The organism is Kingella denitrificans ATCC 33394 (assembly GCF_000190695.1).
Lineage (GTDB): Bacteria > Pseudomonadota > Gammaproteobacteria > Burkholderiales > Neisseriaceae > Kingella_A > Kingella_A denitrificans.
Map to the genome: position 1 here is coordinate 1 of NZ_GL870929.1, position 18,111 is coordinate 18,111.

General features: G+C 54.0%; 15 protein-coding genes and 1 pseudogene. 15 read left to right on the plus strand and 1 reads right to left on the minus strand.

The features are described 5' to 3' along the window. Positions 1-57 precede the first annotated feature (57 nt). Positions 58-1,212, minus strand: a complete 1,155-nt coding sequence (locus tag HMPREF9098_RS00005) for a class I SAM-dependent methyltransferase (RefSeq protein ID WP_003780744.1) — start codon at positions 1,210-1,212, stop codon at positions 58-60. A gap of 301 nt (positions 1,213-1,513) precedes the next feature. Here HMPREF9098_RS00005 and mraZ point away from each other — a divergent pair, with 301 nt between their 5' ends. The 15 genes and pseudogenes from mraZ (at position 1,514) to ppx (ending at position 18,065) form a co-directional block, all read left to right on the plus strand. After that, positions 1,514-1,984: a division/cell wall cluster transcriptional repressor MraZ gene (gene mraZ, locus HMPREF9098_RS00010; RefSeq protein WP_003780746.1), complete on the plus strand. Its 471-nt coding sequence runs from the start codon at positions 1,514-1,516 to the stop codon at positions 1,982-1,984. Further along, positions 1,981-2,952 (plus strand): 16S rRNA (cytosine(1402)-N(4))-methyltransferase RsmH, encoded by a 972-nt coding sequence (gene rsmH / locus HMPREF9098_RS00015; RefSeq protein WP_003780748.1) that lies wholly within the window; start codon positions 1,981-1,983, stop codon positions 2,950-2,952. The genes mraZ and rsmH overlap by 4 nt, the downstream gene beginning before the upstream one ends. A gap of 4 nt (positions 2,953-2,956) precedes the next feature. After that, complete coding sequence (locus HMPREF9098_RS00020; protein ID WP_003780750.1) at positions 2,957-3,223, plus strand: cell division protein FtsL; 267 nt, start codon at positions 2,957-2,959, stop codon at positions 3,221-3,223. A 26-nt stretch (positions 3,224-3,249) separates the two neighbouring features. Beyond that, positions 3,250-5,028, plus strand: coding sequence for a peptidoglycan D,D-transpeptidase FtsI family protein (locus tag HMPREF9098_RS00025; RefSeq protein ID WP_003780751.1), 1,779 nt, complete (start codon positions 3,250-3,252; stop codon positions 5,026-5,028). Positions 5,029-5,148: 120 nt separating this feature from the next. Then, positions 5,149-6,627, plus strand: a pseudogene (locus HMPREF9098_RS12145) (UDP-N-acetylmuramoyl-L-alanyl-D-glutamate--2,6-diaminopimelate ligase); the annotation flags it as partial. 87 nt (positions 6,628-6,714) lie between these two features. After that, complete coding sequence (locus HMPREF9098_RS12150; RefSeq protein ID WP_232618048.1) at positions 6,715-7,593, plus strand: Abi family protein; 879 nt, start codon at positions 6,715-6,717, stop codon at positions 7,591-7,593. A gap of 118 nt (positions 7,594-7,711) precedes the next feature. Then, positions 7,712-8,530: a hypothetical protein gene (locus tag HMPREF9098_RS00035; RefSeq protein WP_003780755.1), complete on the plus strand. Its 819-nt coding sequence runs from the start codon at positions 7,712-7,714 to the stop codon at positions 8,528-8,530. Positions 8,531-8,609: 79 nt separating this feature from the next. After that, positions 8,610-9,059 (plus strand): hypothetical protein, encoded by a 450-nt coding sequence (locus tag HMPREF9098_RS00040; RefSeq protein WP_003780757.1) that lies wholly within the window; start codon positions 8,610-8,612, stop codon positions 9,057-9,059. Positions 9,060-9,097: 38 nt separating this feature from the next. Then, complete coding sequence (locus tag HMPREF9098_RS00045; RefSeq protein WP_040564504.1) at positions 9,098-10,456, plus strand: UDP-N-acetylmuramoyl-tripeptide--D-alanyl-D-alanine ligase; 1,359 nt, start codon at positions 9,098-9,100, stop codon at positions 10,454-10,456. A gap of 110 nt (positions 10,457-10,566) precedes the next feature. After that, positions 10,567-11,649 (plus strand): phospho-N-acetylmuramoyl-pentapeptide-transferase, encoded by a 1,083-nt coding sequence (mraY, locus tag HMPREF9098_RS00050; protein WP_003780760.1) that lies wholly within the window; start codon positions 10,567-10,569, stop codon positions 11,647-11,649. A 205-nt stretch (positions 11,650-11,854) separates the two neighbouring features. Further along, positions 11,855-12,670 (plus strand): hypothetical protein, encoded by an 816-nt coding sequence (locus tag HMPREF9098_RS00055; RefSeq protein WP_040564109.1) that lies wholly within the window; start codon positions 11,855-11,857, stop codon positions 12,668-12,670. Between the two features lie 8 nt (positions 12,671-12,678). After that, complete coding sequence (gene murD / locus HMPREF9098_RS00060; protein ID WP_003780764.1) at positions 12,679-14,016, plus strand: UDP-N-acetylmuramoyl-L-alanine--D-glutamate ligase; 1,338 nt, start codon at positions 12,679-12,681, stop codon at positions 14,014-14,016. 154 nt (positions 14,017-14,170) lie between these two features. After that, the gene (gene ftsW, locus HMPREF9098_RS00065) at positions 14,171-15,457 is read left to right on the plus strand and encodes a putative lipid II flippase FtsW (protein ID WP_003780768.1); all 1,287 of its coding nucleotides are present in this window, start codon (positions 14,171-14,173) and stop codon (positions 15,455-15,457) included. A gap of 2 nt (positions 15,458-15,459) precedes the next feature. Further along, positions 15,460-16,542: an undecaprenyldiphospho-muramoylpentapeptide beta-N-acetylglucosaminyltransferase gene (gene murG / locus HMPREF9098_RS00070; RefSeq protein WP_003780769.1), complete on the plus strand. Its 1,083-nt coding sequence runs from the start codon at positions 15,460-15,462 to the stop codon at positions 16,540-16,542. A 32-nt stretch (positions 16,543-16,574) separates the two neighbouring features. Next, positions 16,575-18,065: an exopolyphosphatase gene (ppx, locus tag HMPREF9098_RS00075; RefSeq protein ID WP_003780770.1), complete on the plus strand. Its 1,491-nt coding sequence runs from the start codon at positions 16,575-16,577 to the stop codon at positions 18,063-18,065. The last annotated feature ends 46 nt before the right edge of the window (positions 18,066-18,111 follow it).

Below are 18,111 nucleotides of genomic sequence, written 5' to 3' on the forward strand. Positions count from 1 at the left end.
CGGTGCTTTAGAATTATGAAATTGTAAAAAGTGCAGGCTGCTTTGCTACGCCAAAGCTTACAATTTATGGCACATATCGCCCATTAAGAAGCCTTGCCAATCAACAGAAATATTTTTTCCAAATGCAATCACTTTAAATAGCTCGCCCATTTCGTGCTGTGCTGTTAATTGATGTACTGCCGCAGCAGCCCGTATGTATTCTACAGAATCAGCTTCTGGATACTGTTGCCCCAATCGTTCCAAAATGCCCAAATTAAATAAGAAATTTGCCTGTGTTGTATATCCGATTAAATCAAGCCCGTTTGTGCAGGCTGCATCGGCGATATCACTGAAATTCACATGACTTGTCAAATCAGTCAAACCGACACGGTAAAATGGGTCATGGATACTATGATGTCGGTGATGTCCAATTAATGTGCCATCATTACGTTGCGGGTGATAATATTGCGCCGCATCAAAACCATAATCAATCCATATCATGGCGCCGCGGGTTAGCTTTTGCGCCAGAGTTTGGATAAAGGCATATTGGGTTAAATGCAATTCGCTGGTATAAGGCGTATTGTCTGGGAAATACTGCAAAGCAGCCTGCACTATATTTTCATCTTCAGTCTCTTGATATTTCAGTATAAACTTATCTCCTTCTTGGCTGACGCAAGCGCGTTGCCATTTATTTGATTCGTTATGCCGAATGCGTTCTATCGGCATTGCATCCAATACTTCATTTCCAATCAAAATCCCTTCCAACTGTTCCGGTAGTTGTGCCAACCATTCGACCTTGTCGAGGAACTCTGGGGCATATTCGGCAATATGCTGCCGTTGTTGTTTGGCTAATTGTGCAGATACTTCAACGATATAGTAAGTGTGCAGGCTGCTTTCGAGTGCATTGAGCAAATCTGCCGCCAATACGCCTGTTCCGGCACCAAATTCATAAATAACACCACCTACTTCTGGCAAAAGAGGCTTTAGTTGCTGTGCCAAGGTTTGGGCAAACAGTGGGCTTAAGGTGGGGGCGGTAATAAAATCTCCAGCCTGTCCGATTTTAAGGCGTCCGTTGGCGTAATAGCCCAAGTTGGGTGCATAAAGTGCCAACTCCATGAAGCGTGAAAAAGGAATATCACCTTTTTCGCGGATTTCGTTTTGAATAAGCTGGCAAAGGGCTTGTGAGCATTGCTGTTCTTCTTTTGTGAGGTCGGCGATTTGTAGGGTTTTCATGGTTAAAATAAGTAAATTTACAAATTGGTCAGAGGAGTATCATTTTGTCATTTCCAATAGGGCATAGTTTTTACTTTGTTTTATTGGAATTTTTTTCTTTGCTATGTTGGTGAGCGTTGCGATGGGCGTATTTTAGCATTTAATCATCAAAAATTTGATTACAAATAGGTAGGTTATCGCATGGGCAATATTGACCTGACGCAATTTTTTGCTTATAGTGTCAAATTGTGGGGAGAAGTGGTGCAAAGTGTGTCATTATCCCTCAATAAATTAAATTTTGTTTCCGTAGTGCTCTGTTTTTATGTTCCGAGGTTCTCACGACTTAACCATTGATACCAAAGGGCGTTTGGCGATTCCTGCCAAATTGCGCGAGGTTTTGTCACGCCGTTTCAAAACGGATGAGAACGAACCTAATTGGGTGGTTACACTGGACAGCCGTAAACGTTTGCTGTTTTATCCCGAGTCCGAATGGGAAAAGGTGGAACAAAAACTGTTGAATTTAAATGTAAACGGCAAACCGAATTTGCAGTTGTACCAAAATTTGCTGCTGCATAATGCGGAAACGTTGGAAATGGATAGTGCGGGCCGTGTGCTGCTACCGGCTAATCTGCGCCGCTTGGTGAATTTTGATAAGGAAGTGAGCCTTTTAGGGCGTGTGAATCGTCTGGAACTGTGGGATAGGGAACAAAAACAAGCAGAAACAGAGGCGGCATTATCGATTGATGAGACCGAATTGAACTTTGATTTAAGCCAAACCGATTTGCAATTATGACCACTCAATCGTTTGAACATATTACCGTTTTGTTGAATGAGGCAGTGGATGCGCTGAATGTCCGGCCGTCGGGAATTTATGTGGACGGAACGTTTGGGCGTGGGGGGCATTCCCGTTTGATTTTATCGCGCTTGAATGAACAGGGGCGTTTGATTGTATTTGATAAAGATCCTGCTGCGATTGCAGTGGCGCAAGAATTGGCGCGGCAAGATCAACGTGTTTCTGTGTTCCATCAGGGATTTTCGCATTTTGATGCAGCCTGCACCGAGCTGGGTATATCGCAAATTGATGGCGCTTTGTTTGATTTGGGCATTTCCTCGCCGCAGATTGATGATGCTTCAAGGGGTTTCAGTTTTCGTTTTGATGCACCGCTGGATATGCGGATGGATACGACGCGCGGCGAATCGGCGGCAGAATGGTTGATGCATGCGGACGAACAGGAAATACATGAGGTAATTAAAAATTATGGTGAAGAGCGGTTTAGTCGCCAAATCGCGCGCGCAATTGTTGCAAAGCGTATCGAAGCGCCCATCCATACAACCGGCCAGCTGGCGGAGATTGCGGCACAGTGCGTCCGTAGTCGTGAGAAAGGGCAGCACCCTGCAACGCGCACCTTCCAGGCCATTCGCATCTACATTAACCGCGAGTTGGACGAAGTGGCGCAAGTCCTGCCGCAAGTAACGACGCGGTTAAACACGCACGGGCGGTTGGCAGTTATCGCGTTTCATTCGTTGGAAGACCGGATTGTCAAACAATTTATGCGCGAATACAGCACGCATGCGCCTTTGCCTAAATGGGCGGCAGTTCGAGAAGCGGATTTGCCGAAGCCTCCTTTGAGAATTGTGGGCAAGCCGATTAAGGCGGGTGCGGAAGAATTGAATTATAATCCGCGCGCACGTTCCGCTATTTTGCGAGTGGCGGAGCGGACAGACGGCGAATTTAAACTGCAGGCTGCTTTTTCAAGATAGAGATATGTTTTCCAGATTAAATTTTTTATTATTGTTGGCGGTCACTTTATCGGCGCTGTATGTGGTGGATTTGCGTTTGAAAATTAAATGGCAAACCACGGCGTACACCAAAGGTAAAGAAGAAGAAATCCGCTTAAATCAAGATAATGCTGAATTGTTATATGAACGAAGCCAGCTGGCAGATGCGGCACTGGTCGAGCAATCGGCAAAAAATATGAATATGCACCGCGCAACGGACAAAGAAACCGTAATGGTGAAGTTTAGTCAATAATTTTAGATGTTTAAGTAGTAGTCGTTATGCTGATTCGCAATGAACACAAGCCTTATATGGCGTATAAAAAAGAGGAAAAAATCCAACCGGCCCTCAAAAGCAATTACCGCTTGCCCACATTGTTTGGTGCAATCAGCGCGGTTTTTGTGGGCTTGATTGGTTACAGTTTTTTCGTGCAGGAAAAATACCATCAAGAATTGAGTTCCAGCAGCGAGGCGCGGTTGGTCCGCACGATTCGCGAGCCTGCACTGCGCGGCGCTATTGTGGATAGGAACGGCACGATATTGGCCGTGAGCCGTTATCTGAAAATTGCCACATTTAATCCAAGAGCGATTTATGCGCCCAAACGCAAGGGCGACACCATCAACTGGAACACCATCAGCGATGCGCAGTTCCGCCAGTTGGCCGAAGTGTTGCAAGTGCCTGAAGCTGAGGTTCGCGCCAAATTGCAAAACCTGTCCAGCCAATATGTACAGTTCAAAACCGAATTGTCGTTGGAAGATGCCGATAAACTGAAAGCATTGGGCATTCCCACGCTGCATTTTGAAGAGCGCACCGAGCGCAGCTATCCGACAGGCAATCTGTTTTCGCACATTGTCGGATTTGCCAACAGCAAAGGGCAGGGCTTGGAAGGCTTGGAATTGAGCCAAAATAAAACATTGACCGGTGAAGACGGCAAACAGGTTGTGCTGCGCGACCGTCACCGCAATGTAATCGAACTGGTGGATTCGCCTGAAAATGTGGTGGCCAAATCCGGTGAAACGGTTACCTTGTCGCTGGATTACAATATGCAGCGTTTGGCGCGCGAACAACTGCAGGCTGCTTTGACGCAATTCAAAGCAAAAGCAGGCGGCGCGGTGGTATTGGATGCGCAAACCGGCGAAGTGCTGGCCATGAGCAGCCTGCCGGATTACGATGCCAACCATTACGGCGAATATCCGGTGGAAAGCCGCCGCAATTTCACGGTGGGTGTGACCATCGAACCTGGTTCCGTGATGAAACCATTTATTGTGGCCAAAGCATTGGACGACGGCAAAATCAACCGCAACACTTGGTTTAATACTTCTGCCTATGAATTGGCCAACAAAAGAATCAGCGATACGCACGAATACGGTTCTTTGAACACGGAAGGCATTTTGCAGAAATCGTCCAACGTGGGCGTGAGCAAAATCGCGGCCATGTACGACAACCAAACCTTGTATAATTATCTGTCGGCCATCGGCTTCGGACGCAAAACGCAATCGGGCGTGGTGGGCGAGCAAAGTGCCGCTTTGAAAGCTGCCAACCGCTGGAGCCGTTTGGATAAGGCCGTTATGTCGTATGGTTATGCAATCACGGCCAACCTGCTGCAAATGGCGCAGGGATACACCATTTTCACCACGGACGGACGATTGCAGCCTGCAACCATTTTCAAGCAGCCCAATCCGCAAAAAGGCGAAGTGATTTTGCAGCCCGAAACGGCACGCAAAATGCGCGAAATGATGATTAGCGTAACGCAAAAGGGCGGTACGGGTCAGGCCGGTGCCGTGCCGGGCTACGATGTGGCCGGCAAAACGGGTACGGCGCGCAAAGCGATTAACGGCCGCTACGAAGGCAAATATGTGGCCAGCTTTGTGGGCTTTGCGCCTGCCAAAAACCCACGCTTGATTGTGGCGGTGAGTATTGACGAGCCGGTGGGCAGCTACTACGGCGGCACGGTGGCAGGCCCCGTGTTCCGAGGCATTATGGAGGGCGGCCTGAAGCTGTTGAACGTTGCCCCGACTTATGTCAATGCCGACAAAACCGTGCAAACCGCACAACGATAATAACGGATTAACAGACCTTTGCTGTTTGCAAAACAGCAAGGGTCTGTTGGCGTTTTGAATGTGCAGGCTGCCTGCAACCCCAAAAAGCAGCCTGCACACCGAAAACCAAAAGGATTCCCCATGTACAGCCAAACTGCCGCCCCCAAAAATCCCCAACTCCCCGAGCTGCAACACCTTGCCGCCGCCGATGAGCGTCTCTGCGCCGACAGCCGTCAAATCCGTGCGGGCGATACGTTTGTGGCCTGCCGCGGCGAATATGCGGACGGGCGCGACTATATTCAGGCAGCCGTCGATAACGGCGCAGGCTTCGTGTATTGGGATGCGGACGGTGGTTTTGAATGGCGGCCGGAATGGGACGTGCCGAACCAGGCCATTCCCGATTTGCGCCAAATGGCGGGCATACTCGCCGCCGAAGCATACGGCAGCGTTTCAGGCAGCCTGCACATCATCGGCGTGACCGGCACCAACGGCAAAACGTCTGTTACCCAATGGCTGGCGCAGGCGGTTGATATTTTGGAACAAAAACCGCAGTCCTGCGCCATTGTCGGCACGGTCGGCAACGGCTATTGGGGCAGCCTGCAGGCCGCCACGCACACCACACCCGACCCCGTTTCCCTGCAAACCCTGTTGCGCCGATTCCAGCAGGACGGCGCGGCCTGTGTTGCCATGGAAGTGTCCAGCCACGGGCTTGACCAATACCGCGTTAACGGCACGCCCTTCCGCACCGCCGTGTTCACCAACCTGACGCGCGACCATTTGGACTACCACCGCAGCATGGAAGAATACGGCGCAGTCAAAGCACGGCTGTTCCATTGGCAAGGCCTGCAAAACGCTGTCATCAACACCGACGACGCATTCGGACAACAGCTTTGTGCCGAACTCAAACGCAGCGAAAGCAGCCTGCACGTCTATTCATACGGCTTCAACGAACAGGCCGACATCCGCATTACCCGTTTCGCCGCCAATCCGCAAGGCATGGCCATTGACGTGGCAACCCCGTGGGGCAGCGGCACGGCGCAGATCCGCCTGCTCGGCCGCTTCAACGCCCAAAATTTCGCCGCCGCACTCGGTGCACTGTGCGCGGGCGGTTACGATTTTCAGGCAGCCTTAAACGCGCTGTCGCACATCCGCCCTGCCACCGGCCGCATGGACTGCATCATCGGCGAAGGCAAACCGCTGGTGGTGGTTGATTATGCCCACACGCCCGATGCGCTGGAAAAAGCCCTCGCTACGTTGCGCGAAATCAAGCAGCCTGCAGGCTGCCTTTGGTGCGTGTTTGGCTGCGGCGGCGATCGAGACCGCGGCAAACGCCCCCTGATGGGCGAAGTGGCTGCGCGTCTGGCGGATAAAGTTGTCGTTACCAGCGACAATCCGCGCACCGAAGACCCGCAAGCCATCATCGCCGACATCCTGCCCGCCGTCCCCCATCCCGCGCTGGTGGAAGCCGACCGCAAAGCCGCCATCGAGCAGGCCATCGCCCAAGCCGCACCGAACGACATCATTTTGATTGCCGGCAAAGGGCACGAAACTTATCAGGAAATCCACGGCGTGCGTACACATTTTTCGGATTTTGAAGTGGCGGAACAGGCGTTGGCGGAGTATGAAACGGTCTGTAAACCAAATTTTGAACCATTGAAGCGTTGGCAGGATTTCCCGCTCCAATTATTACGTCTGCAAGAACGGGGCATGACGATTCAGAATCCAAAGCGTGCTTTGCATTATTTGCAACGCATTGGCTATTACCGATTGAGCGGGTATTTTCATGTTTTCCGCCAGTGGGATAGAGAAAAACAGGAATTATCGGATATGTTTAGGCAGGATTGTGATTTTGAAACGGTTTTGTCTTTATACCTATTCGACAAAAAATTGCGCTTATTAGCAATGGATGCGTTAGAACGTATTGAAATTGCAGTAAAAGTGGATATTTCCCATTGTTTGGGGCATTATCATCCGTTGGCGTATGAAAAGCCTGCGTTTTTTGACGGCAAATTTGTCGCGGAGAACCATTCGGGAAGCCTGCACCAACAATGGTTGGTAAAGCACAATAAATTGATTAGACAGGCGCAGCGCAAAGAGTTTATACAGCATTATCAGCAAAAATACGGCTGTCTACCCGTATGGGTGGCAAGCAATATATGGGATTTTGGCGTAATGTCGCATTTATACAGTGGCATGAAACAGCGCGATAAAAACAAGATAGCGCGGAAATATGGCTTTGCTAATGGCTATATTTTTGGACAGATACTTAAGAGTTTGAATGAAATAAGGAATATATCTTCCCATCACGAGCGGCTTTGGAATACTCGGTTGAATAATACTTCGCCACTGCCAGCGCATGATGCTTTCTGGAAAATGCTGGATAACACGCGGCCGTTTTTCTATTTTTGCGTGATGAAAACGATGTTGGACGTATTGTGCCCTAATTCGCAATGGGGAGAACGTTTACAGGAACTATTGGCTGATTTCCCCAAAAACAGAAGTAAAAATATCAGCTTGGAAAGATTTGGTGTTGTGGGGGATTATACAGCATCAGATCTATGGACAAACAAAAACCACCGCTTGTAAAAACAGAGGCGGCGGTCATATCGGTGCGGATATTACAGCTTATATTGCCTGACGTCAAATAAAAAAAATTGTTTCAGGCAGCCTGCACATCTGCCCGCTTTGCAAAAGGCATCGAACGATGATGAATCCCAAACAACTCGTCAAGCTCACCAATACCGTCGGCATTGTTTCATTTGTCTTGTTGATTTATTGGATTTTTGTTTTCATTTTGGTGCAGGTATTCAACCTGAAAATCTTCCGCCAGCACCTGAGCGAGATATTCGCATTGAGCATCACGGGCATTATCGCCTTGATGGCGGGCGCGCTGATGCTGAACATCATGTTCAACCTGACGCGTATTGCCGAGCGTGGTAGCGAAACGGATTCGCCCAAGAAAGGCAAAAAAATCATTGTGTTGATGATTTTTATGTTTCCCGTGCTGGCGGGCGTGCTGTTTGCCGGCAACCATTTGAGTTTGCAGCGCAGGGAGAAGGCATTGCAGCAGGCCGGGCAGGCATTGGTGCAGCAGAATGTGCGCGGTATTCAGGCAGCTGCGCAATACCGTTTCACGCCCGAATACATCCGCCAAACGTCCGACTATTTAAAAGTGGTGGAGCAGGCAAATACTTCGTTTCAGCGTGCCGTCATCATCGTGCCGGATGAAGTGGACGGCAACCGTGTTTATCTGCGCATCGCATCGGACTCCGGCGCATCGGATGCTGTGAAGAGCGCCGCTTCCGAAGCCGCACCGCCTTTGGACAAACGTAATTTTCTCTATCGCGCGGAAACGTTTGAACACGATTATCTGCACAATACCTTCGCCCAGCATTTGACGCAGCCGTATTTTGCACAGCGCGAAAACAATTATTTCCTGTATCTGCCGCAGCAGCACAACGGCAAAACCACCGCCATATTGCTGCTGACCGATTATTACCCGTATGGCAAATTCGGCAGCTAGATGGAGTGTTGCAGGCTGCTTTTTGGGTGCAGGCTGCCTGAAACGCAAAACTACCCGATAACCCGCTGAAAAATAAAACATGAATAACCTGTTTCACCAAACCTTTCCGCAATACGCCCTGCTGAGCCGCAGCAGGAAATGGCTGGCATGGATAACCTTGCTGCAAGGCATTTCTTGGCTGGCGGTGGCGTTCACAGTGGCGGATGGCTGGTTGGGATTGCTGATGGTTTCTGCTGCCGCGTTGTTGAATTTTTATGCGTCCTACTACATTTTCCACCGCCGGTTGCGTGGATTCCGTTGCGCCTTACTGGTTTTCGTATTGGCCTTGTTCTCAATCCGTCATGCCAATGGTTCCTTTATCGATTTGGCGGGCGTGATGCAATTGACCTTGGTTGTCGGCTCGCAGACGTGGCAGGTGGGCGTGAATTTTTTGGCCGTGCTGTTTTTGTGGCTGGTTTATCGAAACATCATACGCTTGAAAGCGGAAATCCACGCGGAACGTCCCGAGATACCGATGGAGCAGATTTAGCTTACAGGCAGCCTGCACATTTATGAATGATTGAAAAAATGAAAACATTAGACCTAAACTTCATCTGCGCCACATTAAACCTGCCGCAGCCCGCCGAAAACCATCCCGTTTGCCGCGTCATCACCGACAGCCGCCAAGCGCAGGAAGGCGATTTGTTTGTCGCGCTGGCGGGCGAGAACCACGACGCGCACGATTTTGTGCCGGATGTGCTGGCCAAAGGCGCGCGGGCTATTGTGTCGCGCAGCGATTTGGCCGGCGTTGCAGGCTGCTTTTTCGTGCCCGACACGCTGCACGCCTTGCAGCAAATGGCAGCGGCGTGGCGCAAGGCCGTGAACCCGTTTGTGTTCGGGATTACCGGTTCCAGCGGCAAAACGACTGTGAAGGAAATGCTGGCGGCGGTGCTGCGTGCCAAATTCGGCGCGGACGCGGTGCTGGCGACGGCGGGCAATTTCAACAACCACATCGGCCTGCCGCTCACCCTGCTGAATTTGCGCGGACACCACCGTTACGCCGTGATTGAAATGGGCATGAACCATTTCGGCGAGCTGGCGGCGCTGACCCGCATTGCCGCGCCCGATACCGCGCTGGTGAACAACGCTATGCGCGCGCACATCGGCTGCGGTTTCAACGGCGTGGCGGACATTGCCCGTGCCAAATCCGAAATCTATCAGGGGCTGCCTGAAAACGGCGTTGCCCTGCTGCCCGCCGAAGACGCGAACCTGCCCGTGTTTCAGGCAGCCTGCAACGGTTTGAAAACACTGACGTTCGGCGCGGAGCAGGGCGATATTCACGCGGAAAACATCGATTTGCAGCCGCTGTCCAGCACGTTTGATTTGGTGTACGGCACGGAGCGCGTGCGCGTGTCGCTGCCGGCGGCGGGTCGGCACAACGTGGCCAATGCCTGCGCGGCGGCGGCTTTGGCGGTGCAGGCGGGCGTGTCTTTGGCGGAAATTGCGATCGGTCTGGCCGCGTTCGGCAACATTAAAGGGCGGCTGCAACAGAAGCGCGGCATACGCAATGCCCTGATTTTGGACGATACCTACAACGCCAACCCCGACAGCATGAAGGCCGCGCTGGACGTGTTGGCCAAGCAGCCTGCACCGCGTGTTTTCGTGATGGGCGACATGGGCGAACTGGGCGAGGCGGAAGCCCCGAAAATGCACGAAGAAATCGGCGTTTACGCGCGCGAATTGGGCATCGAATACGCCTATTTCGTGGGCGACAACAGCGCGCAGGCTGCCGAAAAATTCGGCGCGGCAGGGTTGTGGTTCGCCGACAAAGACCCGCTGATTCTGTCGCTGGCGCACGATTTGCCCGAAAATGCCAGCGTACTGGTGAAAGGCTCGCGGTTTATGCGGATGGAAGAAGTGGCCGACGCGCTGGCGGAAACGAAATAAGATGAAGTGTGCAGGCTGCTTGAACATAAGCCCGACACATCTGAAAAGCAGCCTGCACTTTCAGGCTGGCCGAACACACGACACACAAATTGAATGATTAAGGAACAACTATGCTTTTATGGCTTGCCCGATTGAGCAACTGGATTTCCGCGCTCAACGTTTTCCAATACACCACCTTCCGCGCCGTGATGGCGGCACTCACCGCGCTGGCGTTCAGCCTGCTGCTCGGCCCGTGGACCATTCGCAAACTGACCGCGCTGAAAGTGGGGCAGGCGGTGCGCACGGACGGCCCGCAGACGCATTTGGTGAAAAACGGCACGCCCACCATGGGTGGCTCGCTGATTTTGAGCACCATCACCCTGTCCACCCTGCTGTGGGGCAACTGGGAAAACGCCTATATCTGGATTCTGCTCGGCGTACTGCTGGCCACGGGCGCGCTCGGTTTTTACGACGACTGGCGCAAAGTGGTTTACAAAGACCCGAACGGCGTGTCCGCCAAATTCAAAATGGTGTGGCAGAGCAGCGTGGCTTTGGTGGCGGGCTTCGCGCTGTTTTATCTGGCGCGCGGCAATGAGAACAATATCCTGATTGTGCCGTTTTTCAAGCAGGTTGCCCTGCCGTTGGGCGCGGTCGGCTTCATTATTTTGAGCTATTTCACCATTGTCGGCACGTCCAACGCAGTGAATCTGACGGACGGCTTGGACGGTTTGGCGGCTTTTCCTGTGGTGCTGGTGGCGGGCGGTTTGGCCATTTTTGCCTATGCGACGGGGCACTTTAAATTTGCCGAATACCTGCAACTGCCTTATGTGGCCGGCGCGAACGAAGTCGTGATTTTCTGCTCGGCCATGTGCGGCGCGTGTTTGGGTTTTCTGTGGTTCAACGCCTATCCCGCGCAGGTATTTATGGGCGATGTGGGCGCACTGGCCTTGGGCGCGGCTTTGGGCACGGTTGCCGTCATCATCCGCCAAGAGTTCGTGCTGGTGATTATGGGCGGCCTGTTCGTGGTGGAAGCGTTGAGCGTGATGCTGCAAGTGGGCTGGTACAAAAGAACCAAAAAACGCATTTTCCTGATGGCGCCGATTCATCACCACTACGAGCAAAAAGGCTGGAAGGAAACGCAGGTGGTGGTGCGCTTTTGGATTATCACGATTATTCTGGTGCTGATTGGATTGAGTACGCTGAAAATCCGCTGAGCACCCATGGCAAAAAGCAGCCTGCACCCGTTTTCCTTGAAGTGCAGGCTGCTTTTTTATTCAATCAAAACAACGGTTGCCATGTTTCCACGCTTTGCCTGGCCCATGGTTTGGCGATACAATCCGCAATGAAACCTTCGCCAAGCCCGGGATTCGGGCGCGGCGTTGCAAAGGGTTCAAACGGCAACGTGCATAAGGAGTCATTATGTCTTCACTTTCGTCCAAGCAACGGATACGGCGTGCTGCGTGGGTTATCGGCATTGTTTCGTGTGCCGCCATGGGGTATGCGGGCTGGAAATTCATTCTGGCGGCGGAACAGAGCGCGGAAAACATTCAAAGCAATGTGGTGTCGTCCGAGCCGGTGGTGTTCCAAGAAACCGCTTCCGCCGAGGTGCTCCCCGCATCGAATGCGGTGGCCGCCATTTCCGTCAGCACGGGGCAGGACATCAAAATTCAAGAGGGCGAGCTGCGTTATCAGGACGGCGTGCCCGTTTTGCGCCTGCGGATTCAGAACTTGGGGCAGTTTAAAATTGCGCGGGTGTATGTGCGCCTGCAAATGCTGCCGCAGTCTGAATCCGCCGTTTTGGCGCAATCGGTGCTGAAAATGTCGCTGGCCGAGCCTTTGGACGTGGGCAAAACCACGCTGCTGACCTTTCCCATCAACGATGAAAAATGGCTGATTGCCACCGAGCAGGACGCATCGCCCAAACGCGCGCTGGTGCAAGTGCTGTCGGTGGGCAACGCCGAAATTGAAGGTGCGGATTATCCGCAGCAGGCCGCCGCCATTCAAATTGCCGAAATTCCGACCGACCGCGAACGCCATACGGACGACGATGAAGACGACGGCGATAAAGACCGTATCGACGAACGCCGCCAACCGCCGCAAGAGAGCGAGCCGGAGGAAGACGTGGTCGATGAAATTTTGCGCAAGGAAAACGAATCGGCCACCGGCGACCCGAGGGTTATGTCGTATGAAGCGCGGCAATCCAGGCAGCCTGCACCCGATAAATCCGAGCGTTAGGATATTTTATGTTACAGAATCAAAAAGTTTTGGTGGCCGGATTGGGCGGCACGGGCATTTCCGTGCTGGCCTATTGCGCGCACATCGGTGTGGAGGCGGCCGGTTACGATGCACAGCTGTCTGAAGCGCAACGTGCGGAATTGACGGAAAAATTCCCGCAGTTTCCGTTGTTTGCAGGCAGCCTGCACACGGCGTTGCAGGGTTATGACGTGCTGGTATTGAGCCCGGGCATCACGCGCCGCCAGCCCGAGATTATCGAATTCGAACGGCGCGGCGGCAAAGTCATCGGCGATGTGGCGATTTTGGCGGATTTGCTGAGCCGGCAGCCGGACAAAATCATCGCCATCACCGGCAGCAACGGCAAAACCACCACCACCAGCCTGGTGGGGCATTTGTGCGCGCAATGCGGTTTGGATACCGTGGTGGCGGGCAATATCGGCACGCCCGTACTGGAAGCGTGGCTGGCGCGCAAAGGCAAACCGGCCGATGTGTGGGTGCTGGAATTGTCCAGCTTCCAACTGGAAACCACGCCGCTGCTGGATGCCGATGCCGCCGCCTGCCTGAACATTTCTGAAGACCATTTGGACCGTTATGACGACCTGCTGGATTACGCGCGCGCCAAGGACATGATTTTCAACGGCAAAGCGGTGCAGGTGCTGAATGCGGACGATGCGTTCTGCCGTGCCATGAAACGGGACGGCCGCACGGTGCATTATTTTTCGCTGCAACAGCCGCAGGATTATCACTGGCAAGCGGGCGCAGGCAGCCTGCACCATCAAGAAGTGCTGCTGATGCCGCAAACCGACATTCCTTTGCAGGGCAGCCACAATATGGCGAACGTGCTGGCGGCATTGGCATTGTGCGAAAGCATCGGCCTGCCGCGCGACCGCCTGCTCGCCCATGTGAAAACGTTTAAAGGCCTGCCGCACCGCGTGGAAAAAGTGGGCGAAAAAAACGGCATTACCTTTATTGACGATAGCAAAGGCACGAATGTCGGCGCCACGGTGGCCGCGATTGCCGGATTGCCCGAAAAAATCTGGCTGATTGCCGGTGGCATGGGCAAAGGGCAGGATTTCACGCCCTTGCGCGACGTGCTGCGAGAAAAAGCGGGCGCGGTGTTTCTGATTGGCGTGGACGCGCCGAAAATTGCGGCGGATTTGGACGGCTGCGGCGTGGATTTGGTGTTTTGCGAAACCCTGCCCGAAGCGGTGCAGGCTGCTTTTGCGCGCGCCCAGTCCGGCGACATCGTGCTGCTGAGCCCTGCCTGCGCCAGCTTTGATATGTTCAAGGGCTATGCCCACCGTTCGGAAGTGTTTGTCGAAGCAGTGAACGGATTGGCGGAATAATCAAAAGCAGCCTGCACCCGGCTTTCCGTTTGGCGGGGGTGCAGGCTGCTTTTCGCCGTCCGCCGGCGCAGAAAAATTTGCCCCGAAACACGCCAAGCAAGATATTCACTGCTACAATAAACCCCTTTGTGTCGAAGTATCTCCCACACCATCCATGAAACAGATTTCCCGAAAAATCACGCATTGGCAGCAGAACCTGCCCCACCATCTCGAATCCACACTGTTCGACCGCAACCTGCTGCGCCGGGGCGATGCCTACGACAAACCCCTGCTGTGGGTGCTGCTGTGCCTGTTGTGCTTCGGCCTGGTGATGGTGTATTCGGCATCGGGCGTGCAGGCGGGGCTGTACCATTTCGACAACCGCGCGTCGTTTCTCATCAAACAAACCCAATTTGCCCTAATCGGCGGTGCCGCGTGTTATCTGTTGATGCGCGTGCCGCTGTGGCGCTGGCAAAGGTGGGACAAGTATCTGTTTTACATTGCATTAATTTCATTATTCGCCGTGCTGTTCGTGGGCGAGCAGGTGAACGGCGCACGCCGCTGGCTGCCTACGCCGTTCGGTTTCAAAGTGCAGGCCAGCGAAATCTTCAAACTGGTAACGATTATCTACATGGCGAACTTTTTCCGCCGCAAAATCGACATCCTGCACGACTTCAAGCGCGTTATCATGGTCGGCATTCCTGTCACGCTCGGCGCCATGCTGATTTATTTCACGCGCGATTTGGGTTCGGCCGTGGTGGTTTTCTCCATTTTCCTGGCCTTGCTTTTTTTGGCGAACATGCCCAAAAGCTGGTTTTTCTCTGCCATCGGTATTGCCGTGCTGGTGGGCGTTGTCGCCATATGGGGTAACGAATACCGCCTGCGCCGCGTGGAAGTGATGTGGCAGCCGTGGAACGACCCCACGGGCACGGGCTATCAGGGCTTGGGCTCGCTGCTGTCGTTGCAGCGCGGCGGCCTGTTCGGCGAAGGCTTGGGCAACGCGGTGATTAAACGCGGCTTCCTGCCCGAAGCGCACACCGATTTCATTTTGGCGGTGATTGGCGAAGAGCTGGGGCTGGTGACCGTGGCTGCGCTGGTGCTGCTATATGTGTGGATTATTTGGCGCGCGTTTTCCATCGGTAAGCTGGCGCGCGATTTGGAGCTGTATTTCAATTCGTTTATGGCGGTGGGCATCGGCGTGTGGATTGCCGTGCAAACGTTCATCAACGTGGGCGTGAACATCAGCCTGCTGCCCAACAAGGGGCTGACGCTGCCGCTGATTTCCTACGGCGGCTCGTCGCTGGTGATTATGATGATTGCGCTGCTGCTGCTGCTGCGTGTGGATTATGAAAACCGCCGCGTTCTGCTCGGCCACAGCGTTACCGATCCGAAGCAGCCTGCACCCCGTCCGCAACCGCAAACGGATACGGCGGAATCCGAAGACATTTCAGACAAGGCATAACCATGACTCAATCCGGCAAAACATTTTTAATGATGGCAGGCGGCACCGGCGGGCACATTTTCCCCGCATTGGCCGTGGCGCAATCGTTGCAGCAGATGGGGCACAAAGTCGTGTGGCTCGGCAGCGAGGGCAGCATGGAAGAGCGCTTGGTGCCGCAATACGGCATTCCCTTGGAAACGGTGGCGATGAAAGGCGTGCGCGGCAAAGGCTTGTGGCGCAAGCTCACCTTGCCGTGGATGCTGCTGCGCAGTGTGCAGGCTGCCGTGAACATTATCCGCCGGCACAAAATCGATGCCGTTATCGGCTTTGGCGGCTTTGTTACGTTTCCCGGTGGCATGGCGGCGAAAGCGGTTGGCATTCCGATTATCATCCACGAACAGAACGCCGTGGCCGGCATGGCGAACCGCCGCTTGGCCAAATGGGCGGCGCGCGTGCTGTATGCCTTCCCCAAAGCCTTTGAACAATATCCGGACGGCTTGGTGGGCAATCCCGTCCGCGCCGACATTGCGCAGCTGCCCAAACCGGAAGAGCGTTTTGCCGGACGCAGTGGCCCGTTGCGGATTTTCATTATCGGCGGCAGCTTGGGCGCGCAAGCCCTGAACGAAACCGTGCCGCAAGCCATGGCGCGTATTCCCGAAGAAGCACGCCCGCGCATCACCCACCAATCCGGCCGCGGGCATTTGGCGAACCTGCAGGCTGCTTATCAGGCGGCAGGCGTATCGGCCGAATGCGTGGAATTTGTGGACGATATGGCCGCCGTGTACCGCGATGCCGACGTGCTGATTTGCCGCGCGGGTGCATTGACGATTGCCGAACTGGCCGCCGCCGGTGTGGGGGCGCTGCTCGTGCCGTTTCCGCTGGCCGTGGACGACCACCAAACCGCCAATGCGCGTTACCTTGTCGGCGCACAGGCCGGCCTGCTGCTGCCGCAAAACCAGCTGAATGCCGATAATCTGGCGCAAATCCTAGGCAGCCTGACGCGCGAACAATGCCGTGAATGGGCGGTGAACGCACGCACGCTGGCCATGCCCGACAGTGCGGCCCGCGTTGCCGAAATTGCCGTTCGGACGGTGGGCGGCACATAAAAAGCAGCCTGCACTTTTTCAATGGAGAAATTATGAGTAACCTTCCCATGCTGGCTTCGGTGGATTTGGGGTCGAACAGTTTCCGCCTGCAAATCTGCCAAAACCATCAAGGTCATCCGCAAGTCATCGAAAATATCAAGCACATGGTGCGCTTGGCCGGCGGTTTGGACAACGACAAAATGTTGGACGAAGCCAGCCGCCGCCGCGCCTTGGAATGCCTGGCGCAGTTTGGTGAGCGTTTGCGCGGTTTTTCGCCTGAAAACGTCCGCGCCGTGGCCACCAACACGTTCCGCGTTGCCAAAAATATTGCCGAATTCCTGCCGCAGGCCGAAGCCGCGCTGGGTTTTCCCATCGAAGTGATTGCCGGGCGCGAGGAAGCGCGTTTGATTTACACGGGCGTGGTGCACACCTTTTCTTCGAACGGCCGCAAAATGCTGGTGATGGACATCGGCGGCGGCTCGACCGAATTCATTCTGGGTAGCAGCCTGCAACCCACCCACACCGAAAGCCTGCCGTTGGGCTGCGTCACCTATTCCATGCGGTATTTCGACGGCAAAATCAGCGCCAAAAACGTGCAGGCTGCCGTGACTGCCGCGCGCGCCGAAATCCAGCGCATCAGCAAAATCTACAAACGGCAGGGCTGGGAAATCGCGCTGGGTACTTCGGGCTCCGCCAAATCGATTGCCGCCGTGATTGCCGCGCAGGGTTTGGGCAACAAAATCACATTGCCCGCCATGGTTCGGATTTTCGAGCAGATTGTCGATGCGGGCAGCGTGAAAAAAGCCAAGCTGGAAGGGCTGAAGCCCGAACGCATTGAAGTGTTTGCCGGCGGATTGGCCGTGATGCAGGCTGCTTTTGAAGAGCTGGACATCGAAGAAATGGCGTTTAACGAAGCCGCCCTGCGCGACGGTGTGTTTTACGACATGATCGGTCGCAATTTGGACGAAGATTTGCGCGACCAAACCACGGCGCAGTTCCAGCAGCGGTATCACGTCAGCCGCAATCAGGCAGAACGCGTTGCCAAATTGGCCGGTTATTTTTTATACAGCCTGGCGCAGAATGCCACCGTGCAGGAGCTGGAATATTGGTCGCATTATGTGCGCTGGGCGGCCTTGCTGCACGAAGTCGGGATTGACATTGCCCACACGGCCTACCATAAACACACGGCCTACATTCTGGCGCAGGCGGACATGCCCGGCTTTTCGCGGCAGGAGCAGGAATTGCTGGCGCAGATTACCTTGGGGCAGCGCGGCGATTTGAAAAAAATGGCCGAAACCTTGGGCAACGAACCGATGCGCTGGCATGCCGTGATGGCGTTGCGGCTGGCGGTGCTGTTCTGCCGAGCGCGCCTGCCGATTGAATTGCCGCCGCATACGCAGTTGAAAGAAAAATCAGGCGCTTATGCGCTGACGATTGCCCAAAGCTGGCTGGAACACAATCCGCTCACCGCTGCCGCATTGCAGGCCGAAAGCGAGCAATGGAGCAAGGTGGGGCGTTCGTTCAGCGTGCAGATGCAGGCGTAACCCAATACGAAGACGGAAGTGCAGGCTGCTTTGGAATGCTTTAAAA

Bases quoted from the DNA above. Each gene is read 5' to 3' on its own strand.
- rsmH (WP_003780748.1), top strand. From the start codon at position 1,981: ATGACCACTCAATCGTTTGAACATATTACCGTTTTGTTGAATGAGGCA.
- mraY (WP_003780760.1), top strand. From the start codon at position 10,567: ATGCTTTTATGGCTTGCCCGATTGAGCAACTGGATTTCCGCGCTCAAC.
- murD (WP_003780764.1), top strand. From the start codon at position 12,679: ATGTTACAGAATCAAAAAGTTTTGGTGGCCGGATTGGGCGGCACGGGC.
- HMPREF9098_RS00040 (WP_003780757.1), top strand. From the start codon at position 8,610: ATGAATAACCTGTTTCACCAAACCTTTCCGCAATACGCCCTGCTGAGC.
- ftsW (WP_003780768.1), top strand. From the start codon at position 14,171: ATGAAACAGATTTCCCGAAAAATCACGCATTGGCAGCAGAACCTGCCC.
- ppx (WP_003780770.1), top strand. From the start codon at position 16,575: ATGAGTAACCTTCCCATGCTGGCTTCGGTGGATTTGGGGTCGAACAGT.
- HMPREF9098_RS00020 (WP_003780750.1), top strand. From the start codon at position 2,957: ATGTTTTCCAGATTAAATTTTTTATTATTGTTGGCGGTCACTTTATCG.
- HMPREF9098_RS00035 (WP_003780755.1), top strand. From the start codon at position 7,712: ATGATGAATCCCAAACAACTCGTCAAGCTCACCAATACCGTCGGCATT.
- HMPREF9098_RS00025 (WP_003780751.1), top strand. From the start codon at position 3,250: ATGCTGATTCGCAATGAACACAAGCCTTATATGGCGTATAAAAAAGAG.
- mraZ (WP_003780746.1), top strand. From the start codon at position 1,514: ATGTTCCGAGGTTCTCACGACTTAACCATTGATACCAAAGGGCGTTTG.
- HMPREF9098_RS00055 (WP_040564109.1), top strand. From the start codon at position 11,855: ATGTCTTCACTTTCGTCCAAGCAACGGATACGGCGTGCTGCGTGGGTT.
- HMPREF9098_RS00005 (WP_003780744.1), bottom strand. From the start codon at position 1,212: ATGAAAACCCTACAAATCGCCGACCTCACAAAAGAAGAACAGCAATGC.
- HMPREF9098_RS12150 (WP_232618048.1), top strand. From the start codon at position 6,715: ATGACGATTCAGAATCCAAAGCGTGCTTTGCATTATTTGCAACGCATT.
- HMPREF9098_RS00045 (WP_040564504.1), top strand. From the start codon at position 9,098: ATGAAAACATTAGACCTAAACTTCATCTGCGCCACATTAAACCTGCCG.
- murG (WP_003780769.1), top strand. From the start codon at position 15,460: ATGACTCAATCCGGCAAAACATTTTTAATGATGGCAGGCGGCACCGGC.